Source organism: Brevundimonas sp. (assembly GCF_018608325.1).
GTDB lineage: Bacteria > Pseudomonadota > Alphaproteobacteria > Caulobacterales > Caulobacteraceae > Brevundimonas.
Map to the genome: position 1 here is coordinate 7,727 of NZ_JABAZW010000020.1, position 1,121 is coordinate 8,847.

Annotated in this window: 3 protein-coding genes; 2 read left to right on the forward strand and 1 reads right to left on the reverse strand. The window is 68.9% G+C overall.

What is annotated here, in order from left to right; all coding sequences use genetic code 11:
- On the forward strand, positions 1 to 322 hold a 322-nt coding region (locus tag QZ281_RS02245; RefSeq protein ID WP_292224221.1), incomplete at its 5' end, for a DUF1318 domain-containing protein.
- A 24-nt stretch (positions 323 to 346) separates the two neighbouring features.
- A complete protein-coding gene (locus tag QZ281_RS02250; protein WP_292224223.1) occupies positions 347 to 613 on the forward strand; it encodes a hypothetical protein in 267 nt (88 codons plus the stop codon).
- A gap of 6 nt (positions 614 to 619) precedes the next feature.
- Here the strand turns inward: QZ281_RS02250 and QZ281_RS02255 are convergent.
- Positions 620 to 1,121, reverse strand: a 502-nt coding sequence (locus tag QZ281_RS02255; RefSeq protein ID WP_292224227.1) for a DNA cytosine methyltransferase, incomplete at its 5' end; no start/stop codon positions are given.

Here is a 1,121-nt window from a genome sequence, read left to right on the forward strand (position 1 = left end):
GGCTGCTCTCGGCGTCGCTGGCGCTGCTGTCGCCCAGACGGGCGCGCAAAAGTCGCTGATCGACGCCGCCAAGGCTGCTGGCACTGTGGGTGAACAGGCTGACGGCTACGTCGGTTTCCGCGTTCCGTCGTCGGACGCAGACCTGCGCTCCGCCGTGGACGCCACCAACGCCGGCCGTCGCGCCGCCTACGCCCGCAGCGCCGCCGACGCCGGCACCAGCGCCGATGTTGCAGGCTCGCGTATGTTCGAGAGCCAGCTTCTGCCGCGCATCTCGTCGGGCCAGTGGTACCGCAACGCCCAGGGCCAGTGGGTCCAGCGTTAAGATAATGCCGAGGCGGACGATCCGGTGAACCGTCGGGTCGTTCGCCTTTTGACGTCTGTCGTCATCGCCGTCGTGATTGCCGCGGCCATGACCTGGGGCGTCGGTCTGGCCTGGATCGCCATCGGCGGCGGGGCCATGTCGCTGCACGGCTGGATCGCCCTTGCTCTGGGCATCTCCGGGACTGTGGCCCTGAGCTGGCTTCTGATGGGACTGGCGTTCAAGTCTGACCGCGAAGGCTGGGATGATCGAGTTGATAATCATCTCGACCCCGGTCGCCGTGATCAGGACTGAAGTCCGTCAGGCCGCCGCGCGTCGATTGTTCAGGGCGGGCAGCAGCAATCCCTCCGTCAGAGCGCGCACGACCGGAACCGCCACCGCGTCCCCCATCAGCTTCAACGCCGCGCTCTGGCTTTTCGGCAGTTGATAGTCGTCCGATACGCCCATCAGCCGCGCCGCCTCGCGTCCGGTCAGGCGGCGAACCCGGACCTGCCCGCCGTCGCACACCACCACATACTGGCGCGATGACCCGCCCGCAGGCGTGCGCAGGCAGCCCGCCAGACCATCGAACCTGATCTCCAGCCGCTGAACCTTCATGCCGTTTTCCGTTCGGACCCGGCGATAGGCGGCGCCGACACGGCGCTGGCCCGAGGCGACGGCGGCGTCCAGACGCGCGCGGTGCAGCGGCGAGGCGAGGGCCAGGATGCTGTCCGCATCCTCCAGCCAGTTCACCTCGGCGTCCGGCTCCAGCACGGCGGCGAGGTCCAGATTGCGATGCGGCGGCACGGGCAGGGACCACCAG